At 34.2% G+C, this 1,114-nt stretch carries 2 protein-coding genes and 1 pseudogene; all 3 read left to right on the top strand.

Going from position 1 to position 1,114, the window contains the following annotated elements; all coding sequences use genetic code 11:
- Positions 1-10: 10 nt before the first annotated feature.
- Positions 11-136 (top strand): hypothetical protein, encoded by a 126-nt coding sequence (locus tag OYV_RS04755; protein WP_269077296.1) that lies wholly within the window; start codon positions 11-13, stop codon positions 134-136.
- 89 nt (positions 137-225) lie between these two features.
- Positions 226-951, top strand: coding sequence for a UMP kinase (pyrH, locus tag OYV_RS04010; RefSeq protein WP_081931951.1), 726 nt, complete (start codon positions 226-228; stop codon positions 949-951).
- A gap of 2 nt (positions 952-953) precedes the next feature.
- A pseudogene (locus tag OYV_RS05685) lies at positions 954-1,114 on the top strand (ribosome recycling factor); the annotation flags it as partial.

The following is a 1,114-nucleotide window of genomic DNA, read 5'->3' as shown; positions in this document are numbered from 1 at the left end:
TTTAGGCAAAATGTTAAAAGACATGTGTTTATCAGAACAACCTTTTGTCAAAAATGCAGATCAAAAAGTAAAAGATTATCTTAAAGCCAACAACACTGATGTAGTTTCTTATGTGCGTTGGGAAATGGGCAACTAATAATTCAAAAATCTTTATTTCATACTTTATTTAACAAACTCAAATTTAGACTCTTTTAAAGATGTTGCAGATGTTTATGAAGAAAGGTTTTGTGGATGCATAAAAAAATTCTTTTAAAATTAAGTGGTGAATCCCTTAAAGGCGACTCTTCATACGGAATTGACCCTCGCACCATTAAAAAAATTGCTTGGGAAATCAAAGAAATCAAAGATTTAGGAGTCAAAATTGCCATCATTGTAGGAGCAGGTAACCTTTGGCGTGGACGCACTGGTGAAGAACTGGGTATGGATCGTTCTCAGGCAGATTATATGGGAATGCTTGGAACTATCATGAATTCTTTAGCTTTGCAAGATGCCTTAGAACAAACAAATACCATCACACGCGTGATGACTGCCTTTCCTGTTTCTTCGGTAGCCGAACCCTATATTCGCCGTAAAGCTATTCGTCATTTGGAAAAAGATAGAGTAGTTATTTTAGGTGCAGGGGCTGGTTCTCCTTACTTTTCCACAGACACTGCTGCTGCCCTAAGAGCTGCTGAACTAAACATTGATGTTATTTTAATGGCTAAAAATAATATTGAAGGTGTTTACAATAAAGATCCCAAAAAACATCAAGATGCCGTTTTAATCAAACACATGAAACACCAACAAATCTTATCTCAAAGACTGGCAGTTATGGATATTACAGCCGCTTCTCTTTGTTTAGAAAATAACATCGATATTTTAGTTTTTAATATGTTAAAAAAAGGTAATATCCAAAAAGTTGTACTCAAAGAAGGCAACATAGGTACTGTTATTAGTTCAAAAGGAGAATAAATATGCAACAACTTGCCAAAGATATTCTTGCGTCGTTAGAAACTAAAATGACTCAAGCCCAAGAATTAATGTTAAAAAACTTTTGCGATATTCGCACTGGAACTGCTAATCCTAATATTTTAGATAAAATTACTGTTAATTATTATGGAGCACCCACTTTTTT

Source organism: 'Chrysanthemum coronarium' phytoplasma (assembly GCF_000744065.1).
GTDB lineage: Bacteria > Bacillota_I > Bacilli_A > Acholeplasmatales > Acholeplasmataceae > Phytoplasma > Phytoplasma asteris.
The sequence above is the reverse complement of the archived record's forward strand: the minus strand, read 5'-3'. Positions and strand labels throughout refer to the sequence as shown.

What these genes read in the sequence shown, in the direction of transcription:
- OYV_RS04755 (WP_269077296.1), top strand. Translation starts at nt 11, where the DNA reads ATGTTAAAAGACATGTGTTTATCAGAACAACCTTTTGTCAAAAATGCA.